Origin of the sequence: Acinetobacter sp. CIP 64.7 (assembly GCF_000369745.1) — a bacterium.
GTDB classification, from domain to species: domain Bacteria; phylum Pseudomonadota; class Gammaproteobacteria; order Pseudomonadales; family Moraxellaceae; genus Acinetobacter; species Acinetobacter fasciculus.
The window spans coordinates 81,614-95,970 of the sequence record NZ_KB850179.1 but is presented as its reverse complement, the minus strand read 5'-3'; the positions used below and the strand labels follow the sequence as shown (position 1 = coordinate 95,970).

12 protein-coding genes are annotated in these 14,357 nt (G+C 44.2%); 5 read left to right on the top strand and 7 right to left on the bottom strand.

The window, feature by feature from the left end; translation table 11 throughout:
* Nucleotides 1-47 precede the first annotated feature (47 nt).
* The 3 genes from F890_RS06860 to F890_RS06850 all read right to left on the bottom strand — a co-directional run bounded on the left by F890_RS06860 (nucleotide 48) and on the right by F890_RS06850 (nucleotide 3,816).
* Nucleotides 48-1,313 carry a serine hydrolase domain-containing protein gene (locus F890_RS06860; protein WP_005103470.1) on the bottom strand — a complete coding sequence of 422 codons (1,266 nt, stop codon included), beginning with the start codon at nucleotides 1,311-1,313 and terminating at the stop codon, nucleotides 48-50.
* A gap of 59 nt (nucleotides 1,314-1,372) precedes the next feature.
* The gene (locus tag F890_RS06855) at nucleotides 1,373-2,227 is read right to left on the bottom strand and encodes a MaoC family dehydratase (RefSeq protein ID WP_004278819.1); all 855 of its coding nucleotides are present in this window, start codon (nucleotides 2,225-2,227) and stop codon (nucleotides 1,373-1,375) included.
* A gap of 197 nt (nucleotides 2,228-2,424) precedes the next feature.
* Nucleotides 2,425-3,816 carry a 3-oxoacyl-ACP reductase gene (locus F890_RS06850; protein ID WP_004278820.1) on the bottom strand — a complete coding sequence of 464 codons (1,392 nt, stop codon included), beginning with the start codon at nucleotides 3,814-3,816 and terminating at the stop codon, nucleotides 2,425-2,427.
* Nucleotides 3,817-4,056: 240 nt separating this feature from the next.
* Here F890_RS06850 and F890_RS06845 point away from each other — a divergent pair, with 240 nt between their 5' ends.
* Entirely contained in the window at nucleotides 4,057-5,574 is a 1,518-nt protein-coding gene (locus F890_RS06845; RefSeq protein WP_004278822.1) for an acetyl-CoA C-acetyltransferase, read from the top strand.
* A 52-nt stretch (nucleotides 5,575-5,626) separates the two neighbouring features.
* Here the strand turns inward: F890_RS06845 and F890_RS06840 are convergent, their stop codons facing one another.
* The 3 genes from F890_RS06840 to aceI all read right to left on the bottom strand — a co-directional run bounded on the left by F890_RS06840 (nucleotide 5,627) and on the right by aceI (nucleotide 9,828).
* Nucleotides 5,627-6,931: an IS4 family transposase gene (locus F890_RS06840; protein WP_005104965.1), complete on the bottom strand. Its 1,305-nt coding sequence runs from the start codon at nucleotides 6,929-6,931 to the stop codon at nucleotides 5,627-5,629.
* Between the two features lie 100 nt (nucleotides 6,932-7,031).
* Entirely contained in the window at nucleotides 7,032-9,215 is a 2,184-nt protein-coding gene (locus tag F890_RS06835; protein WP_004731448.1) for an LVIVD repeat-containing protein, read from the bottom strand.
* Between the two features lie 175 nt (nucleotides 9,216-9,390).
* Nucleotides 9,391-9,828, bottom strand: a complete 438-nt coding sequence (gene aceI / locus F890_RS06830) for a chlorhexidine efflux PACE transporter AceI (RefSeq protein WP_004278825.1) — start codon at nucleotides 9,826-9,828, stop codon at nucleotides 9,391-9,393.
* Nucleotides 9,829-9,926: 98 nt separating this feature from the next.
* Between aceI and F890_RS06825 the strand changes: the two genes are divergently transcribed.
* The 4 genes from F890_RS06825 (at nucleotide 9,927) to F890_RS06810 (ending at nucleotide 13,904) form a co-directional block, all read left to right on the top strand.
* The gene (locus F890_RS06825) at nucleotides 9,927-10,817 is read left to right on the top strand and encodes an HTH-type transcriptional regulator AceR (RefSeq protein WP_004278827.1); all 891 of its coding nucleotides are present in this window, start codon (nucleotides 9,927-9,929) and stop codon (nucleotides 10,815-10,817) included.
* A gap of 89 nt (nucleotides 10,818-10,906) precedes the next feature.
* Entirely contained in the window at nucleotides 10,907-11,884 is a 978-nt protein-coding gene (gene tal / locus F890_RS06820) for a transaldolase (RefSeq protein ID WP_005266200.1), read from the top strand.
* Nucleotides 11,885-11,959: 75 nt separating this feature from the next.
* On the top strand, nucleotides 11,960-12,619 hold the full coding sequence (leuE, locus tag F890_RS06815) for a leucine efflux protein LeuE (protein ID WP_004278829.1): 660 nt from the start codon (nucleotides 11,960-11,962) through the stop codon (nucleotides 12,617-12,619).
* Between the two features lie 109 nt (nucleotides 12,620-12,728).
* Nucleotides 12,729-13,904, top strand: coding sequence for a benzoate/H(+) symporter BenE family transporter (locus F890_RS06810; RefSeq protein ID WP_004278830.1), 1,176 nt, complete (start codon nucleotides 12,729-12,731; stop codon nucleotides 13,902-13,904).
* A gap of 39 nt (nucleotides 13,905-13,943) precedes the next feature.
* Here F890_RS06810 and F890_RS06805 read toward each other — a convergent pair whose 3' ends face one another.
* Nucleotides 13,944-14,288: an SMR family transporter gene (locus F890_RS06805; protein ID WP_004278832.1), complete on the bottom strand. Its 345-nt coding sequence runs from the start codon at nucleotides 14,286-14,288 to the stop codon at nucleotides 13,944-13,946.
* Between the last annotated feature and the right edge of the window lie 69 nt (nucleotides 14,289-14,357).

Here is a 14,357-nt window from a genome sequence, read left to right as displayed (position 1 = left end):
AAAATAGCATATTTGTCTGACGGGCTAAACTCCCAAATCAGGGATATTTAGCGCCAGCCTTTGCGGCCGGTCAGTACCGCATCCGCACAGCGCAAGGTTTCCTGCGTCAGGCCCCAAAGACGGTAATCTCCGGTTAATGAACCTGTCGGGAAATTATGCGTATAGGCAAAACTTAAATTCCGTTCAGGGTCACACCAGGCACCAGAGCCATTAAAGCCCATATGACCAAAACCTTTAGAGGCTTTTCCTAAAGTGAGAACACGGTGGTAACCCAAGCGCCAGTGCATCGGTAAAGGCATGACCCGATCTCTTGTTTTGTATTGCACCTGACTAAGTCGCTGGAATACCTCCTGCGAGATCAGTTGCTGTCCTTGCCATTCACCACGACTGGCCAGCATGGCATAGATTTTTGCCAGACTCTCTGCGGTAAATACTCCATTAGCAGACGGAATAATGGCCTGTAGACCCTCATGACTAAAGAAACTAAAGTTCTTCATGCCCTTAGGAATCATGGCATCCTGAAAATCCTGTGGACTCTGACCACTCCATACCAATGCTCGTTCCATCAGGCTGGGTTGCCTTGACACAGTTTTTTTCGCAGTTTGTGTTTGAGACTTAGTTGTTTTAGGCTTTAAAATAGGTAAGGCCACCCGAGCTAACTCATGCGTCGGTACGCTAAAATAAGCACCATTTAACTGTAGTGGCTGTACCAGATATTCCTGCATCAGTTCACCCAGTTTTTTACCAGTCGCTTTTTCCAGTACACCACCTACTTGCCAGCCAAAAGTCAGCGGTTGGTAAGCAGCATCGGTTGCAACCTGAAATCGTGGTTCAGCTGCCGCAATCCGGTCCAGCATCTGTGACCAGTCGGCCATTTCAGTGGCATCATCAATGAGATTACGGATATCAAACAGTCCGCTTTGATGACTGAGCATATGCGCCAGAGTAATATTTTCTTTACCCTTTTGTGCAAATTCAGGCCAGTATTCTGCAACCGGTCGATCATAATCCAGATAACCTTGACTCACCAGAATGTGCGCCAAAGTCGCTAGCACACCTTTGCCTGTGGAGTAACACAGCGACATGGTATCGGGTTGCCAATTTTCAGTTAAAGATTTTTTACCGGTATAAATATCAACGACTTTCTGTCCTTCAAAATACACTACCAGAGCAGCACCACCCTGTTCGGTACGTGCATCCTGCAAACGGCTAAACTGACGGGCAAGATCGCTAAAATGCTCATCGACATTGCCCTGATAATTGTGCTGATCAGCAAACAGATAATCTTTAATTGGCTGCATCATTCTATCCATAGAATATTGATCCCTTAAAATGAAAAAGCCTAAATCGGGTTTAGGCTTTTGATTCAGATTTAAATCGCTTTAATATGACCGGTGACATGCGGTTTTTGATTCTTACTGTTTCGAATCAGGAAATCTGTCTCATTCGCTGCCTGTGCCGTCAGGAACTCGACTTTAGATGGCAAGTACATCGGCAACTTGAACCAAACATCAGCTTCATAGGCATCTGGCAATGACAGATTCGCCAGTGCTTTGGCCTTGCTCCACATACCATGTGCAATTGCCTGTTTAAAGCCAAAGGCTTTCGCTGTGACTGCATGAATATGGATCAGGTTAAAATCACCTGAGGTCATGGCATAACGGCGACCAGTATTTTCCGAGATGTTCCATTCATTATTGAGTGTATATTCTGGTGCTTGGCTTTCTGCAGGTTTGGCAGCAGCTTTAGCATTGGTCTTTTGACGTGACAGATAAGTCGTCAATGCTTCAACTACGACCTCGTCTCCCACTTTGACTGTAGTAATGAAATCAAACTGCACGCCTTTATCGTGCGGCTGCAATTCGCCAAACTTACATGACAGCGTCAAAGTCTCATTCACACCGACTTTACGGTATTGCTTGACTTGATTGCGGATATGTACCAAACCCAAAATCGGAAACGGAAATGCTTCTGAAGTCATCATGTGCATTTGCAGACTTTGTGAAAGCACCGTCAGATAGATTGCTGGAATATAACCATTATTTTTAAAGCCGCAGACTTCATTATAAGCTTTAAGATGTTTTTGATCGACCTTGAATGAATCCACCACATATTCAACTTGCGGTAGAACTTTTTCAGCTTTCGGCTTTTTAAAAATCAAGCCTTGAATCACTTTTGGATAGGCTAAATAAGGTTTTGGAAGTTGACTAAAATGGCGCGTATTCATACTGAACCTTTGGAAATTTTATTATTTCAATTTGTCTAAAAGCGCCTTCTCTTGCACCATATATGGCTCAGGGAGAAGGCTGGGATGAGGGTCAATTCATCCCCTTTTTAATTTAATTTTTACCTCTCCCTAACCCTCTCCATTAAAGGAGAGGGATATCTCCCCCTTTTCAAAGGGGGATTTAGGGGGATTTTAAATTAAGCCCCTAAAAGACTTTGACCACATACACGTATCACGTTGCCATTTAAACCTGTTGATGCAGTAGCAGCAAACATTGCAATCGTTTCTGCAACATCGACAGGTAGACCGCCTTGACTCATCGAATTCATACGGCGGCCCGCTTCACGGATCGCAAATGGAATCGCAGCCGTCATTTGTGTTTCGATAAAGCCCGGTGCAACGGCATTAATGGTTATACCATTTTTTAAAGTTGGTGCTGTGAATTTCACCACACCAATCACACCCGCTTTAGACGCTGCATAGTTGGTTTGACCCAGGTTACCTGCAATCCCTGAAATTGAGGATACACAGATAATACGGCCATTGGCATTTAGACCATCGTGGGAAATTAAATAATCATTCACGCGTTCTATTGCAGACAAGTTGATATTAATCACCAGATCCCACAGCTCAGGCTTCATATTGGCCAAGGTCTTGTCACGGGTAATTCCGGCATTATGTACAATAATATCCAGACCACCATGCTCAACTGCCGCTGCCTTGATCTTTTCACCTGCATCTGCAGCTGTAATGTCAATAGCCAAGGTAGAACCGCCGATCTCACTAGCTACACGATCAAGGTCAGCCTGCTGTTGTAGAACATCCAGACAGATGACATGTGCGCCATCACGTGCCAATACATGGGCAATCGCTTCACCAATACCACGGCTTGCGCCTGTCACAACCGCAGTTTTACCCGCTAATGGCTTGGTCCAGTCTACGTCTACTTTTTCAGCTGGTGAAACACGGATCACCTGACCAGAAACATAGGCAGAACGCGGCGAAATCGTAAAACGTAATGCAGATTCAAGATTTGCTTCAGCACCTGCATCGACATAGATCAGGTTTGCTGCGATACCTTTTTTGAATTCTTTAGCCACTGATTTCACGAAACCTTCCAGTGCACGTTGAGCAATCGCCTGGCTCACCGATTTTGCTGTTTCAGGTGTAGTCCCCACAATCACCACACGGCCCGAACTCTGGATCTGACGTGCAATCGGGTTAAAGAAATCATAAAGTGATTTTAACTGTTCTGAATTTTCGATCCCTGAAGCATCAAAAATAACGACCTTGAATTTTGATTCTTTATCGCCCGGGTTAAATGCACCCAGATTCAGCCCGGATGCTGCAGCCGCCTGTTGCAACTCAGCATTATTACCTGCATAGCTGTTGGCATGAATATTTGCCAGAACCTGAGCAATAGCACCCGTCAATGGACTTGCTGGTGCTGCACCCAATAATACTGCGCCTTTTACCACTGGCGTAGCAGACTCAAAACGGTCTAAAGAAGTTGGGGATGGCAGACCCAAATTTTTAATGACAAATTTACCAATAGGAGATTTTGCAAAAGTTTGGTACTGATCAGTCATGTTTATTATCTCTCATACAAATTAATTTTTGGTTGATCTAAAGTTATCCTTAAACTTCAATATGATGCCAGACACATATATTTCAATAGATCCGCCAGATTCCGCCCAATCATACTTGAGATAACAGGCAGATGACTTGACCTGAGCGCAGTCTGTAATGTCATTGTAGTCAATACAGCCTATCCTCTTCTATGCTAATGTAAACACCAAGAAGACGATCTATTTGCCTGGTAAAGCCTTATGAGCAAAACAACTCAAGAAAATCCAGCAGTCGAGAACTCTGCGACAGAAACTGTGTCAAAACCATCAACGCGCGCTAAGCGTAGCACTAAAAATACTGACACAGCCACTGGGACAGAAAAAAGTCCGACTAAAACCACGCGTACACGGAGCACACCTGCCCGTGCCAAAAATACGACTTCATCTGAAAAAGATTCAACCTCTACAACACAGACTTCTGTTCTACAGGAACCAAACATGAGCCAAAATACAGTTCGCCGCGTTGCGATTATCGGTGGTAACCGCATTCCATTTGCACGTTCTAATGGTGCTTACTTTACGGCATCCAATACTGACATGTTTACAGCAACCCTGAACGGCCTAGTTGAACGCTTTAATCTGCAAGGTCAACGCTTAGGTGAAGTGGTTGCGGGTGCAGTACTGAAACACAGCCGTGACTTCAATATGACCCGTGAATGTGTACTAAATACTGCCCTTGCACCTGAAACGCCTGCTTATGACATCCAGCAGGCATGTGGTACTGGTTTGCAAGCGGCATTTCTTGTTGCCAACAAGATTGCTTTAGGTCAAATCGAAGTAGGCATTGCAGGTGGTGTAGATACGACTTCTGATGCACCGATTGCTTTTGGTGACGGTTTACGTAAAGCATTACTTGAGCTAAACATTGCGAAAACTGCAAAAGACCGTTTGAAAGCACTGACCAAAATCAATGTGAAAGACCTTATGGATGCACCAAAAAATGGTGAGCCGCGTACAGGTCTGTCTATGGGTGATCATCAGGCGATTACTACACTGGAATGGGGAATTTCCCGTGAAGCACAGGATGAACTTGCTGCATCTTCACACCAGAAAATGGCTGCAGCGTATGAAGAAGGTTTCTTTGATGACCTGATCACACCATTCTTGGGTCTTCAACGTGACAATAACCTGCGTGCGGACTCAAGTGTTGAAAAACTGGCGAAATTAAAGCCGGCCTTTGGTAAGGGCGATGCCCGTACCATGACTGCGGGTAACTCTACGCCGCTAACAGATGGTGCTTCTTGCGTGCTCTTGGCTTCTGAAGAATGGGCGAAGGCAAATGGTCATGAAGTATTGGCTTACCTGACTTTCCAGGAAACTGCTGCAGTTGACTTTGTCGAGAAAAAAGAAGGCCTGTTGATGGCGCCTGCTTATGCAGTACCACGTATGCTAGAGCGTGCCGGTCTGAAACTGCAAGACTTCGACTATTATGAAATTCATGAAGCTTTTGCATCTCAAGTATTGTCTACGCTGAAAGCTTGGGAAGATCCGAAATTCTGTAAAGAGCGTTTAGGTTTAGACGCTCCACTGGGTTCAATTGACCGTGCCAAACTGAACGTGAAAGGTTCATCACTTGCTGCCGGTCACCCGTTTGCAGCAACTGGCGGTCGTATCATTGCGACAGCAGCAAAACTGATTAACCAGAAAGGTTCAGGCCGCGTACTGGTGTCGATCTGTGCAGCCGGTGGTCAAGGTGTAACGGCGATTATTGAAAAATAATCCGTTGACCGATCTAATTAAAAAGCCCCTCAAATGAGGTAATGCCAGTCAGTTAAGAAATTGACTGGCATTTTCTTGGGTATTTCTGCGGTTTTCCTTTCACAACTCGTGGGCAACTTCTAACCCTTCTCTCAGGCAAAACATACCTCCTCGATTTCTCCAGTAAACTTTCTAGATGTTTAGGTAAATTCCCTGCGGAGTCTAAAGAGTCAAATCTTAATATATTCAGGATGCTGATAGAGGCAATATGAAAGCTGATTCTCAAAGGACTGACTTTTGCACGTTGAGCCATATGTTTCATTTGTCTTCTTAGAATATTATAGGCAATGAAGACCCCCCATAATTCTTGATAAATTAAATCAGGTTGCTTGCTCCTCAAATGCTTACCTTCCTGTAAATCACTTTTGATTTCTCGGTAACACATTTCTATTTCCCAGCGCTGGGCATAAAGCTTCGCCAAGCCTATCAGTGGATATGCCTTTGAATCCATTAATGAAGTGATATAACGTCTAATTTTCCCTGCCTGCTCAACTTCAATCAAACGCGCTTCCCAATATTCTCCTAATGATGGATTTAGCTTCCTGGCTCTAGCTGAAAGAGGCATTTTGATTTGAAAGTCATGCGGGGAATTACGTTTAATGATCTCATAGCGTAAATTATCTTTTGCTCTCATTAACCAATGACTGGCTTCTACTCGTGTTTGCCAGTCAATCAAGAAATCAGCAGAGAAATAGGCTCGATCAAACAAGGTAATACTATGCGATGGAGGACATAATCGATTTGCCAGTGTAAGTTCACCCTGATCCATGCTACCTATTTGGGCATCAATGATTTCATGGGTGCTGGTATTTACCAGGCAGGTTGCTCTCACTTGTGGATAAGGGGCTGCAGCGGTTTTACCCTTAGATGAGCCAAAGTGTTCAAAATTCTCGTCTGTATAAGGCATAGACCAAACCACCCCGTCAACAGCACATACACTAAGGCCATGAAAGTTTGAGTATTGCTGTTGGGATTCTTCAAACCAGGCTTGGCTGAGTAGAGAAAACAAGGTATTCAAGGGCTCTCGTCCTAAACGTTGTCGTGCTTGCACTGCTGCACTGGGGACACAATATTCTGTTGTACCAAACACAAGTTTTAGTTGCTCTACGACATACCCGATCGGTTGATCTCGAAATAGGGCAAGCCCAATTACCAGCCATACCACATGTTCGGCAGGTAATTTTCTTCTCCTGATAGAAGCCTTACCTGTTTGATGTAGGCTTTCTTTAATCCAGTTTAAATCAATGAGTTCACTGAAATGGCTGAGTGAAGGCAAAGAATGTTGAAGGGTGCAATCTAAATTTTCAGATAAAGTCATAAAAAAAATGAGCGTATTGGCATACACTCATTTTTACTACATTTTTCTAATGTCTGCTTAACTGACTGGCATTACCTCAAATGAGGGGCTTTTTTATGACTTATTGATTTGGCATCGGGTTATTTTTAAAATACTCATCTACTTTATTCCATGGTGCAGTCGATGCCACGCCTTTCACCATATTCTGGTTCACACCCTGACAAAGTGCGCTGTCCGGCGTCAAGTGAAAAGCATTCACATTTGGGTCCATATAAGGAATTGAACCTGGACGGCGCTGGAAATAGAAGTTTAACCAATCGACCATAGCTTCAAAGCCATAATTCGACATGGCCCATGCACTATTATGCCCGCCCCAATGATGACCAAATTCATGTGCAACAATTCGATAGCCAGATAATCTGTAATGGCCATAGAACAACCATGTATCTACCCCCAAGACTGCACCCCCACCTAGACCACCGCCCATATTGGTAATACCAAGATTAATTTCATTGCGGTTAAGAATTTCCCGATAGATCCGGACATAATCTTCTGGCTGAAAGAAACCATTCGGTCCTTCTACCTGACCATGATTGCCAAAAAAATCGTGTCCCATGACTGCTTTATGGTTAAACCATAAGGTTTCAAATTCTGGAGTACTCAGCATATAGGCCAGATTGGTCATCATCATGACCCATTCCCGGGCATAGACCGGCGTAATACGACACCATTTGTTCGGTTCATCATAGGTACCGAAATAAATTTTCCATTTGGCTTTAATCTGGTTCAGCTTTTTGACGTGCTCATCAGTCTCAGAGCTAATTTTCAGATCAAAAATATTGCTTGGATTTTGCGTGGTCTGACTCAGACCTGCTAGCTGGATCGAGCCTGTGCCATCGAGCAACGGGAAACGGGATTGATCGGTCAACTTGAGATCAAAGCTGGCATTCGAAAATGGCGTCAACTGATCCAGCTTCGCCAGAATCACCCAGTCTTCTGAGTTTTTAATCTTGGCACGAATCTGCAAATCACGTACAGGGACAGCACTGTAGCTTTTCAAATGCAGGCGATTGCCATTTAGGGTTGCCGATAAAATCTTGTCCATATAGACATAACGCTGGCTGCTATTGGTCAAGGTTTCCCATGATTCACCATCCTGCAAGACACGGCTTCTCTCGCGTGCTTTAGATTCGGTTAAAATCATAGCTTGGTTTAGCTGGGTGGATTTATTCTGTTGCAGGGTCAGCATTGGCAGAATATAAATTTTCTGATTGGCCATGTGCAGCAAATTCTGACCATAAATATAAAGATCACTGGCCTTGGCCAGTTGGCTGCTCTGGTTTTGCCCTTTTAAAATATAATCTCGGAAGGTATCCACACTTTTATTGGGTAAGATAGACTCCAAGTTAAAAGATTTTTCCCGGTAGCTTTCTACAGTGCCATCATTCCGTGACACATAAACCAAGCCATCATTATGGCGATGCATGACTGCCGACAAATTGGTTTCTGTTAAAATGGGTGCAATATTATTTCCATTTTCCTGAATCTGATTGATATCGTGGACATAGGTCATACCATCCGGCAGGCTGGTATACAGATAATCACCTATGACTTCCATGCGTGCATTACAGTTGCGCGCACAGCCCGGCAAGCTGAGCCGTGCAAATTTCCGCGCTTTTAAATGGTTTTGCGCCGTTACATCACTTTGACGCCACACATTAATGCGGCCTTCAATATCAGGTACATAAACATAGCGATCGTCAGCAGTCACCGCATTGCTATGTACCAGCGCGTAATTAAGCGCATCGCCCCACCATACACCTGTGCCGAGTGCCATAATGAAGTTCGGTTGCTCGCTATTAATATCTAAAACATCAATTCGGTTCGAGCCATAATTGGCCACATACAAACGCCCTGCTTGAATTTCCAGATCATTCAGGCTATCCCATTTTCTGGCCAGACCCGAAATTTTCGTAGGATCAATCGCACTGAGTGCACGTTTTTGTTTTAAGTCATAACGCAAAATATTCGATTCTGCCTGGCTGTTGGCAATATAAAGAACATCGCCCTCTACCACCATGGCGGTGGGATTCCAGGTTTTCAGACCAAAATTCCCTGCTATTAATTCTGAACCCACATCCAGAACCTTAAATTCCGCAATTTTGCTCAGTTGCTCACCCGAACCGGGGGGTGTCACTGGATCCGGCAGCGTCTGCTGTGGCGTACTGCTCTCACCTCCTCCACCCCCACAACCCCACATCAGCAACACGATGGACACTGACAAGATCGCTCGTCTAAATAGCATTGAATTCCCCAATAAATTTAAAAATTAAAATAAAAAATCAAAGTCTTATAGCTTAATTTTCAGTTGGGTTCGAGCATAAAAAATGAGGACTTGATCAAGTCCTCATCGCTGAATATTTCACCTTTCGCATTCTGAAAAGGGAGTCTGAACTGTGTGGTATTTTTTATGGCGTATTTTATGATGAGATTTTCCGATAATCCGGCTGTAGCCCCAGTCTGGCTTCTAGATGATCATAAACCCACTGAAAAATAAAGGTATATAGGAGAATACAAAGGGTTAGAGCTAAGTCCAGCAAAAAGGCCTGAGCCAGACTCATGTGTAAGGCATAAGCCACCATCGGAATGGTCGCCAGCATCAAACCGCCTTCAAAGCCAATTGCATGAGCAATTCGCACTTTAATGGTTCTTTTCAAATGATGTCTGGCTTCAAACTTTTCAAAATAGTGATTAAACAACATGTTCCAGAGTACTGAGGTCAGAGCCATGGCAATTCCTAGCATACCTGTGACCTCAAGCGGCATATGCATCAAAGTACTTAGCAGGACAGCGATCACGACCAGTAAAATGCCTTCATATAAAGCGGCATGAATCAACCTTCTTTTGGAAATTAACATATCAAATCAGCTCAATTCATTACATGATGCAAGAATTTTATTTCTTTAAATCTGACTATTCGAGTTAGAATCTATCAATAAAAATGAAAGATAAAATTATGAATGTTAATCAAGAACAGCTACTGATGTTTAAAACTGTGATGGAAACCGGTTCTTTCTCTGCGGCTGCCCGTCAACTAGGTAAAGTACCTTCCGCAGTCAGCATGGCCATTGCCAATCTGGAAATTGACCTGAATCTAGAACTGTTTCAGCGTATAGGTCGTGAACCAAAACCGACCGCACAGGCGCAGGTATTGTATGAAAAAACCCAGCAACTTCTGGTCGAAATGAATCAGTGGAAACAGCATGCTCAAGCCCTAAGTTCAGGCCTGGAATCTGAACTGAATATTGTGGTGGTTTCAGAATTACTGCATACGCGTTGGACCGATTATATCGTGTTACTGGAACAGGAATTTCCTGCACTGCAAGTCAATGTATTTAGTGCACCTCAGGAAGATGCACATCGTATGCTGTTCGAAGGTTCAGCGCAGCTGGCCCTGATGTTTGAACGCGAACAACTGGAAACACGGGAACAGTTTGTGGAATTGAAACGTGAGGTACTGGTCGCTGTAATCGCCAAACAGCATCCCCTAAGTCAATTCGATCAAGTCAGTTATGAACAGATTTTGCAAAACAGGCAGATTGTGGTGGCCAGTCGGGATCGCACCATCAAGCCGGAACTACTCTTTTCACGAAATTACTGGCGCACCGACAATCATCATTCGGCTTGCAGCATGATTCAGCAAGGACTGGGCTGGGGGGTTCTGCCACTCGAAATGCTGAATGAGCAGCCACATTTGCAAGATCAGTTACAGGTTCTCAACCTGCTCGATTTCACCCCAAAGTTTGAATATTTTGTTGATCTGGTCTGGAGCAGAGAAACCCGATTAGGCACAGCTGCTCATTTTTTGATTAATCACTTGCGCAAACAACGTAAAACCGGGCATTAATCACAGAAATTCAACGACAGTCTACTTGGTAAACCGGCCATTTATGATATATAAGAAAGCATAAGCAATAACCATAGAACTAGATCGTAATGACATTAACTGCATTAAACCAATTAAAAAACTTGACGACCATTGTGGCAGACAGCAGTGATTTGAGTGCCATTGAAAAATTTCGTCCGCTTGATGCAACCACCAATCCATCGCTGATTACTGCAGCAGCGAAACAACCTGAAAATCAGGCCTTGATTGAAGCTGCTTTTCAGCAAGCCCAGCAAGAAGGCTATACAGATGACGCCCTGATTGAACGTACCATTGATATTTTGACGGTCAAATTCGGTGTAGAAATCTTAAAACTCATTGAAGGCCGTGTTTCAACAGAAGTCGATGCTTCCCTGTCTTTTAATACTGAAGCCACGATTGCCAAAGCCAAAGAGTTGCTGGCATTTTATGCGCAATATGGAATTGACTCAGACCGCATTCTGATCAAGATCGCGTCTACCTGGGAAGGCATTCAGGCAGCGAAAGCACTGGAAGAACAAGGCATTCATACCAATCTGACTTTATTGTTTGGTCAGCATCAGGCCCATGCCTGTGCTGATGCCAAAGTAACATTAATCTCGCCTTTTGTCGGCCGTATTCTGGACTGGTACAAAAAAGCTGAAGGCGTTGAGTCTTACCCGATTGAAAAAGATCCGGGTGTACTTTCGGTTAAGCGTATTTATGAATTTTATAAAGCGCATGGTATTCAGACTGAAATCATGGGTGCCAGCTTCCGCAGTATTGATCAGGTTCTAGGCTTGAGCGGCTGTGACCTGCTCACGGTAGCACCAAACCTGCTGGCCGAACTGGAAAATGATCAGCGTGAAGTGCAGGCCCAACTCTCAGCCAAAGATATTAAAGTTCAAGGTGAACTCAGCCCAATCAGCCCTGCCGATTTTGAAGCACAACTGAAACAGGATCCGATGGCCAGTGAATTATTGCAAGGCGGCATTGACGGTTTCATTAAAGCCCGTGAGCAACTGGCTGCTTTATTACGTGAAACTTTCCTGAGTACCACTGAGATTTAAAGAAAATTTAGCAAATTTCTCCAAGCCGATGTTGCTATAATGCCGCATCGGCTTTTTTGTTCATGCGAGTTTTTCGTGTTTGGTATCACAGATCTAACGACCTTTATCATTGGAACCACGTTGATTGTGCTACTGCCCGGGCCGAATTCCCTGTATGTCATGTCGATTGCTTCGCGCTTTGGGATTAAGACGGGATATATGGGTGCCTTGGGGGTTTATACGGGCGATCTGATCCTGATTATATGTACAGCATTGGGAGCAGCTTCTTTACTGCATGCCTTTCCGGTACTGTTTATTGCACTGAAAGTTATTGGAGCGATCTATCTCAGTTACTTGGGTATCAAGCTAATCATTGCGGCCTACCAGACTTTCTTTCCGGAAAAGTCATCACAACGCGTCCAGATTAAAAAGACGACTCCAGATACGGTAGAATCTGTTCAGCCCTTTCGTACAGCGCTCACAATCAGTATTTTAAATCCCAAAGCGATTCTGTTTTATCTGTCTTTTTTTGTGCAGTTTGTCGATCCTGCCTATCCTTATCCAGCCCTGACATTCACGCTTCTGGCTGTAATCTTGCAATTGATCAGTATGACCTATCTTTCAATCCTGATTTTTTCTGGTGTAAAACTGGCGTCCTATTTCAACCAAAATTATAAAGTGACTGCCAGCTGTGTCGCAGCGGTCGGGATCCTGTTTTGCGGTTTTGGCCTTAAACTGGCGACTTCAACTTTCTAGCAATGATCGGCTTCAAACCAGTAGACCTTTGGAGAAAATTGTTAAAAACATTGTGTTGATACGTGAAAAGCGTATGATTTAAACGCATTTAAAAATAGTGTCATGGATGATGCCAAAACTTTTACAAGATCTCTCCTTTCCTGCCGTCATGGCCGGTTTTATTACCTGCATGATTGGTATTAGTGTTTCCGCCGTACTGGTCATTGAAGCCGCTCAAAGCCTAGGTGCTAATCAGGCACAAATTAGCTCCTGGTTATGGGCACTGGGTATAGGTATTGGAGTTTCTGGATTTTTGCTTTCCTGGAAATATCGTTATCCGATTTCAACCGCCTGGTCGACTGCCGGTCTGGCACTGGTCATTGCTTCTGCCGGTCACTATAGTCTGGGTGAAGCAATTGGCGCTTTTCTGATTTCTGGCATCCTGATTGCCTGTCTGGGATTTTTTGGAATTTTCGAGCGAATTTTCCAGTTTATTCCACAAAGTTTGACCAGTGCCATGCTGGCAGGTGTCTTGCTGAAATTTGGTATCTCGGTCTTTGGCAGTCTGCAACAGTCCTGGGAATTCGTGCTTTGTGTACTGGTGATTTATCTGGTTTCCAAAAAACTGAGTACGCGCTATAGCATCGTGATTACCGTGTTAATGGCTATTGCCCTCTGTCCGTTCTTTATTAATTTTACTATTCCGCAGCTGAACTGGAGTATTGCCCAGCCGGTATGGATTACACCTGAATTTAGCCTGCAAGCTGTTTTAGGACTGGCCTTACCTTTAATGGTGATTAATCTGGCATCGCAATACCTGCCTGGCTTGGCCGTCATCAAAAGTTATGGTTATCCGCCGAAAGTAAATTCTATTCTAGGCTGGACGGGTATTACACAGACGATGCTGGCGCCCTTTGGCTGTTTTAGTGTCAATCTTGCCGCGATCAGTGCGGCGGTCAGCCTGGATGCCCAAGCGCATCCTGATCCGGCCAAACGTTATATTGCAGGGATGAGCTGCGGCCTGTTTTATATTCTGATGGGTTTTTTTGCTGCGACCTTGACCAGTGTACTGATGGCTTTTCCAGGGATTCTGATTACAGTATTGGCAGGCATTGCCCTGTTTGGCACCATTGGCCACAATATCGCGCTGGCTTTTCAGGACAGTCATGACCGTGAAGCAGCACTGATGACATTCCTGTTTAGCGCCTCTAATATCCAGTTTTTTGGTATTGGCTCCGCTTTTTGGGGACTGCTACTTGGTCTGATAGTTTATTTAATGTTTAAGCTTAAACCGCAAGTGGCATAAGCTTATTGTAGAAATGAGGCAGCTACCTTGTCTGCCTTTTTAATGCCCTGCAGTCTGGGAAAACAGGTTAATCACCACCACACCGGAAATGATCAGTGCAATCCCGATAAAAGCGGGCACATCCAGCGCCTGTTTAAAGATTACATAGCCTACGATTGCCGTAAGAACGATGCCTACTCCTGCCCAGATCGCATAGGCAATGCCTAAAGGAATGACTTTAATCACCTGAGACAGCAAATAAAACGCAATACAGAATAAAATGATCACAGCCAGAGATAGCCATAATCGGGTAAAGCCTTCTGACTTCACCAAAAATGTTGATCCAGTCACTTCGGCAATAATAGCCAGTGCCAACAACAAATATGCCCATGAGACAGGATTCATTTTTTAAACTCCAAACAATTTTTCAATGATTGCTGTCGGGACGATCTGACATGATCAATCTTGAGAGAT

Excerpts from the sequence above, each read along its gene's own strand:
- F890_RS06825 (WP_004278827.1), top strand. The coding sequence starts at position 9,927 with ATGAATGTTAATCAAGAACAGCTACTGATGTTTAAAACTGTGATGGAA.
- F890_RS06805 (WP_004278832.1), bottom strand. The coding sequence starts at position 14,288 with ATGAATCCTGTCTCATGGGCATATTTGTTGTTGGCACTGGCTATTATT.
- F890_RS06855 (WP_004278819.1), bottom strand. The coding sequence starts at position 2,227 with ATGAATACGCGCCATTTTAGTCAACTTCCAAAACCTTATTTAGCCTAT.
- F890_RS06850 (WP_004278820.1), bottom strand. The coding sequence starts at position 3,816 with ATGACTGATCAGTACCAAACTTTTGCAAAATCTCCTATTGGTAAATTT.
- F890_RS06845 (WP_004278822.1), top strand. The coding sequence starts at position 4,057 with ATGAGCAAAACAACTCAAGAAAATCCAGCAGTCGAGAACTCTGCGACA.
- tal (WP_005266200.1), top strand. The coding sequence starts at position 10,907 with ATGACATTAACTGCATTAAACCAATTAAAAAACTTGACGACCATTGTG.
- aceI (WP_004278825.1), bottom strand. The coding sequence starts at position 9,828 with ATGTTAATTTCCAAAAGAAGGTTGATTCATGCCGCTTTATATGAAGGC.
- F890_RS06860 (WP_005103470.1), bottom strand. The coding sequence starts at position 1,313 with ATGGATAGAATGATGCAGCCAATTAAAGATTATCTGTTTGCTGATCAG.
- F890_RS06810 (WP_004278830.1), top strand. The coding sequence starts at position 12,729 with ATGCCAAAACTTTTACAAGATCTCTCCTTTCCTGCCGTCATGGCCGGT.
- F890_RS06835 (WP_004731448.1), bottom strand. The coding sequence starts at position 9,215 with ATGCTATTTAGACGAGCGATCTTGTCAGTGTCCATCGTGTTGCTGATG.
- F890_RS06840 (WP_005104965.1), bottom strand. The coding sequence starts at position 6,931 with ATGACTTTATCTGAAAATTTAGATTGCACCCTTCAACATTCTTTGCCT.